The 6,443-nt window shown below is 30.1% G+C and carries 3 protein-coding genes and 1 rRNA gene; all 4 read right to left on the reverse strand.

Annotated features, from left to right (window positions below):
- Positions 1 to 815: 815 nt before the first annotated feature.
- Entirely contained in the window at positions 816 to 1,976 is a 1,161-nt protein-coding gene (locus tag CLVI_RS16830) for a glucose-1-phosphate adenylyltransferase (protein WP_106061380.1), read from the reverse strand.
- 198 nt (positions 1,977 to 2,174) lie between these two features.
- Positions 2,175 to 4,610, reverse strand: coding sequence for a glycogen/starch/alpha-glucan phosphorylase (locus CLVI_RS16835; protein ID WP_106061381.1), 2,436 nt, complete (start codon positions 4,608 to 4,610; stop codon positions 2,175 to 2,177).
- A gap of 18 nt (positions 4,611 to 4,628) precedes the next feature.
- Positions 4,629 to 6,062 (reverse strand): glycogen synthase GlgA, encoded by a 1,434-nt coding sequence (glgA, locus tag CLVI_RS16840; protein WP_106061382.1) that lies wholly within the window; start codon positions 6,060 to 6,062, stop codon positions 4,629 to 4,631.
- Between the two features lie 290 nt (positions 6,063 to 6,352).
- A 5S ribosomal RNA gene (rrf, locus tag CLVI_RS16845) occupies positions 6,353 to 6,443 on the reverse strand; the annotation flags it as partial.

The raw sequence follows: 6,443 nt of genomic DNA on the forward strand, positions 1-6,443 counted from the left end.
TTCGTCCTGAGCCAGGATCAAACTCTCAATAAAAAGTTTAATCTACTCAAAAACTTACTCATAAAAAAGAATTGCTGGTTTTTAACTTAATTAATATCTGTTCAATTTTCAAAGACCAATTTGTTTGTCACCCTTAAGCGACTTTCTCATCTTATCACTTATTTCAACACATGTCAACAATTTTCTCAAAGATTATTTATCTTTCATAGCTGTTGTTTTGCGTTGTCTCAGCAACGAGTTTTATCTTACCATTCATATGACTCTAAAATTTATAAAAAAAGCTATTTAGCCAATCTTGTATCTATAATACTAATAAATATGCCTTTATCCTAAAATATTCTTATATTGATACGCTTGGTTAAGTTTGTTTCATAAAAATAACATTTTATTGAAAACTAGTATAATTTATAAAATAAAAGTAGCAAAGAAATATTCATAATTATTTCTTTGCTACGGGGAAAACATTATATTTATTTATTATTTTCTATTACTACAGCCAATCATCAGGAGTAATACATTTGTCTTCTTCTTTAATCTCATTTGCTAGTGCTATATTAATCACTATATTTTATAAAAAACAACATTTTTATACTTATATAAATTTATACCTTTGAGCTTTTAGAAATTTGAACTCATATCTATAAATAAAGCTATAGGTATTATACGAATTTCCATATTTACTTTGGCACTATATTCATGTCATATATTCTTTTCTATTATATTCAGTAGCTTTCTGTTATACAAAATTTATTTCCATATGCAAAAGCTGAATCTTAACATAAAGAATTAATAACTATTTATAAATCTACTACAATTTAAATAGTAGTGCATGCTTCTGCGAATCTTCCTGATTCAACCTCTTCTTTAGCTCCCACTACTTCTATCTCTTCTCCACCGCCAACCCTAGATTCCTTTTTTATAATTGCATCACTTCCCACAATAGCTTTATTAATAATGACATTATCCCCTATCCTTACATTTGGCATAATCACCGAGTCTATAATAATTGAGTTCTTTCCAACATGTACCCCTTGAAAGATTACAGAATTACTAATCTCCCCTTCTATAAAACAGCCTTCAACCACAATAGAATTTTTAATGTCTGCACTTGCCCCTATATATTGAGCTGGACTACTATGATTAACCGAATATATTTTCCAGTCCTCATCTTGCAGACTAAGATTATTATCTTCTATAAGCAAGTCCATATTAGCTTCCCACAAACTATCTACAGTACCAACATCCTTCCAATATCCTTTATACGGATATGCAACTATCTTATCTCCACCATTAATAATTTTAGGAATTATATTCTTTCCAAAATCATTACTGGAGAATTTATCTAATTCATCTTCCTTTAAATATTTTTTAAGGATTTCCCAGTTAAATATATATATCCCCATTGAGGCTAATGTTCCTTTTGGCTTCCTTGGTTTTTCTTCAAATTCATAAATAGATAAATCATCCCTCGTATTCATAATACCAAATCTACTAGCTTCAGCCTTAGGTACATCTATAACTGCAATTGTTGCCGCAGCACCTTTTTCTTTATGAAAATCTAACATTTTAGAATAATCCATTTTATATATATGATCCCCAGATAACACTAATACATATTCTGGATCATAGTTATCTATAAATTCAATATTCTGGTAGATAGCATTTGCCGTTCCCTTATACCAATTACCTCCCTTTTCTTTTTGATATGGTGGCAATATACTTACTCCTCCATCTCTTCTATCTAAATCCCAAGGATCTCCTATTCCAATATGTGCATTCAATTCTAAAGGCTTATATTGAGTTAATACTCCAACTGTATGAATTCCAGAATTAGAACAGTTACTAAGTGGAAAATCAATTATTCTATATTTTCCTCCAAACGGTACAGCTGGTTTAGCTATATCCTTAGTTAATACCCCTAGTCTAGATCCTTGTCCCCCTGCTAATATCATTGCTACAATTTCTTTTTTATCCACAAGCACTAATCTCCTCTCTTATCTTTCTTTATTTACTACAATATGTTATCTATTTTTAATATATACATAATTATTTTTAAATAATGTAAAGAAAGGACATCCTTAACGGAGTCCTTTTACTTTTTTCTATAACTTACTCTATCGGAAAAAACTTTTAAGATTTTTTCTGCAAAATCATATTTCATTAGTCCTGTTATCTTATAAGTTCTTGTAAATTAATTCAGATCCCCATATACCTGTTGCATATTGTTGAATAGTTCTATCTGATGAAAAGATCCCTGAATGAGCTACATTTATACCACATATTTTCTGCCAATTATGCATGTCTCTATACAGCATATCTACTTTATCTTGAGCTGCTAGGTAAGCATCAAAATCTTTCAGAACAAAAAATTCGTCATTATAAGTTATAAGATTATCGTATATACTCTTAAACCTATCCTTATCTTTATGATAAGTACCATTTATTAAATCTCCAACGACCCTGTTTACTCGCTTATTTTCATTGTAAATACCTATAGAAGAATATCCACCATTTTGAAGATAATTTAGTACTTCTATAGCCGTCATTCCAAATATCACTATATTCTCTTCTCCAACCTCATCTTTTATTTCGATATTCGCTCCATCTAAGGTTGCAATAGTTACAGCTCCATTCATCATAAATTTCATATTAGATGTTCCTGAAGCTTCTTTTGTTGTTGTTGATATTTGTTCACTTAAATCTGTAGCCGGTATAATATCTTCTGCCAGTGATACTTTATAATTTTCAAGAAATATAACATTCAATTTTTGATTTACTCTAGGATCATTATTTACCGTATCTGCTATACAATTAATTAATTCAATAACATTTTTGGCTAAATAATATCCAGGTGCAGCCTTCCCTGCAAATATGAATGTTCTTGGATTTATATCTAAACTTGGATTAGCCTTTAATTGATTATATAAATGCATTATCCTTAAGCAATTTAGTGTTTGCCTCTTATATGCATGTATTCTTTTTACATGAACATCAAAAATAGAATCTATATTCATTACAATTCCAGTTTTATTAAAAACTCGTTTTGCTAAGCGCTGCTTATTTTTAATTTTCACTCTATTTAATTCTTCCTGTACTCCCTTTTCTTTTGCATACTTTTCAAAATATATTAAATCCGTAGGATGTTTTATAAAACTGTCTCCTATAGTCTCCATTAATAAACTTGCTAATTCTTGATTACTCTTTAATAACCATCTTCTATGAGTAATTCCATTTGTCTTATTATTAAACTTATTAGGATATAAATAGTATAAATCCTTCATTTCTTCTTTCTTTAATATTTCTGTGTGGAGTTTTGCCACACCATTAACACTATGGCTTCCTACTACAGCTAAATTAGCCATCTTAACTTGACCATCTGCTAAAATAGCCATTCTATTAATCTTATCCGATTGACCTTCATACTTAGCATTTAATTTTTCACAGTATACTCTGTTTATTTCTTTAACAATCATATAAATTCTAGGTAATAGCTTGGTAAACATTTCTATTGGCCATTTTTCTAAGGCCTCTGCTAAAATTGTATGATTAGTATATGAGATACTATTAGTTGTTATCCTCCAGGCTTCTTCCCATGATAATTCCTCATCATCCATTAGTATTCTCATAAGTTCAGGAATTGCTAAAGTAGGATGGGTGTCATTTATATGAACTGCAATTTTTTCATCTAGCAGTTTTATATTTCCTCCATATTTTTTAAAATGTCTTATTATACTTTGTATACCAGCAGAAACAAAGAAGTATTGTTGTTTCAACCTTAGTATCTTACCTTCATAGAAGGAATCTTCTGGATATAAGATCTGAGATATAGACTCAACTGAATTTTTATATTCTATTGCCTTTAACAATTCTCCTCTATTAAAGGATGAGTAATCAAAGTCATTATAAACTGTTTCTGCACTCCACAATCTCAATGTATTAGCAACATCATTTTCATAACCTACTATAGGGGTATCATAAGGTACCGCAAGTATTGGTTCATAATTAACATGTGTAAAAGTTAAATTTCCATTTAGTTCTTGTACCTTAACCTCTCCACCGAATTTAACTATTTCAGCTTTATTAATTTTTTTTCGCTCCCATACATTACCTTCTTTAAGCCAATTATCAGAAACCTCAACCTGCTTGCCATCTATAATCTTTTGCTCAAAAAAACCATATTTGTACCTTATTCCACATCCATTTCCGGCTATATTAAGAGACGCCATAGAATCTAAAAAGCAAGCAGCAAGCCTACCCAGACCACCATTTCCCAGACCCTGATCTTGCTCTAATTCTTCAAGTTCTCTTAAATCAATGTTAAAATCTGCCAGTGCATCTCTACACACATCCATTATTCCTAGGTTTAATAGAACATCGCCTAACAATCTTCCTAATAAAAATTCCATAGAAAAATAATAGACTTGCTTTTCCCCTGTGATATTATAGTTTTTATTAGTATTCATCCATATTCTAATTACATAATCCTTTATCAAACTTCCTAGAGCTTCATATTTTTGGGAGTTACTTCCTTCATTTATTTCTTGCCCGTGTAGATTTTTATATTTGTTTTCATATGCTTTTTTAAAAGTCTCTTTCTCTAGCGTCAGCATACCAATCCCCCCCTACGACTATTCTTTAATAGCTTGAGCATATAATTTACTATACTCTTCAGCTGATTTCTCCCAACTGTTATCAGAATTCATCGCTTGTTCCACAATAGAGCTCCAACTTTTTTTGTCTTTATATACTTCTAATGCATACTCTATTATAATTAATAATTCATTTGCATTAAAATTACTAAAACTAAAGCCATTGCCTTTCCCATTGTATTTATTATAAGGAGAAATAGTATCCTTAAGTCCACCCGTCTCTCTTCCTATAGGCACGGCCCCATATCTTAGCGCGATAAGTTGACCTTCTCCACAAGGTTCATGTAAAGATGGTTTAAGTACCATATCAGAACTCGCATATATTTTATGTGCTAATTCTTTATCGAATTTAATATTAGTAGATACTTTATCTTTATACCTGCTTTGTAACCCCTTAAAATGTTCTTCATATTGTTTGTCACCAGTACCTAGTATTACAAGTTGAACATCATGTTGTAATAATCTATCAGCAATATTTATTATCAACTCCAGCCCTTTTTGATTGTTTAACTTAGAAACTATGCTGATCATCGGTATATTTCTATTTACTACTAGAGCTAATTCCTTTTGTAGCTTTAATTTATTTTCTTGTTTATCCTCAATACAACCTTCTTTGAAAGACCTATATATATATGGATCTCCATAAGGATTGTATTCCTCATAATTTAATCCATTTAAAACGCCTTTCACATCAAAGGATTTTTCTCCTAGCAATGCATCTGATGTATTTCCAAATTGCGTATTTTTTATATCATTAGCGTAGGTATCACTAACAGTAGTAATTTTATCAGCAAAATTAATGCCACCTTTCATGAAGCTAACTCCTCCATAAAATTCAAGGACTCCATTGTGAAATAGCTCCATATCATAGTCAAATAAGTCTGGTAGTATCTTAGGTGGAAAGACCCCTTTAAATGTCATATCTTGGAATGAAAATATAGTTTTTATATCTTTATATTTATCATCTTTAATATATTCATACTTTAACATAACTGGTATCATTCCTGTCTGCCAGTCATTACAATGAATTATATCCGGCTTCCATCCTACTTCAACAATGAAATCTAAAACTGCTCTATTAAAATAGGCAAATCTTTCAGCATCATCATCATATCCATATTCTTTATCTCTATTGAAATAAAATTCATTATCTAAAAGATAATAGGTTATCTCTTCATGATCATACTTATATACACCACAATATTGATTTCTCCAGCCTACCTTAACCATGAACCATTTAACAAAAGTTAATTTTTCTTTAAGATTTGAATCGATATTCTTATACTTTGGAATAATAATTCTTATATCAATATCTTTCTTCTTTAAAGCTCTTGGTAATTCTCCTATAATTTGCCCAAGCCCTCCTATTTTTATAAATGGCTGTGCTTCTGATGCTACCAATAATACCTTCATTTATTTTTCCTCCTTATTAACTTATTAACTTTGTCTTATGCTAATACCGTATTAAAGATTCTAAAGCTTATCCTCCTTATAATCCTATTCTCATATATCTATTCATAATCTTAGGATTTTATTATCTTATTTTCAGATTTTTTAATATATTAATAGTTATCTTAAAAAAAGATGCTTCTAAATAACTTTTGTTATTTAGAAGCATCTTTTTTAAGATAGCTTTATTAATTGTATTCTATAAAAATTTGTAAACTAAAAAAAGGATAGTATAAACTATCCTTTTTTATCTTACCTGGCAACGTCCTACTCTCCCACACAGTTGCCCATGCAGTACCATTGGCGCAATAGAGCTTAACTTTCCTGTTCGGAATGGAAAGGAGT

The organism is Clostridium vincentii (assembly GCF_002995745.1).
Taxonomy (GTDB): Bacteria; Bacillota; Clostridia; order Clostridiales; family Clostridiaceae; genus Clostridium; species Clostridium vincentii.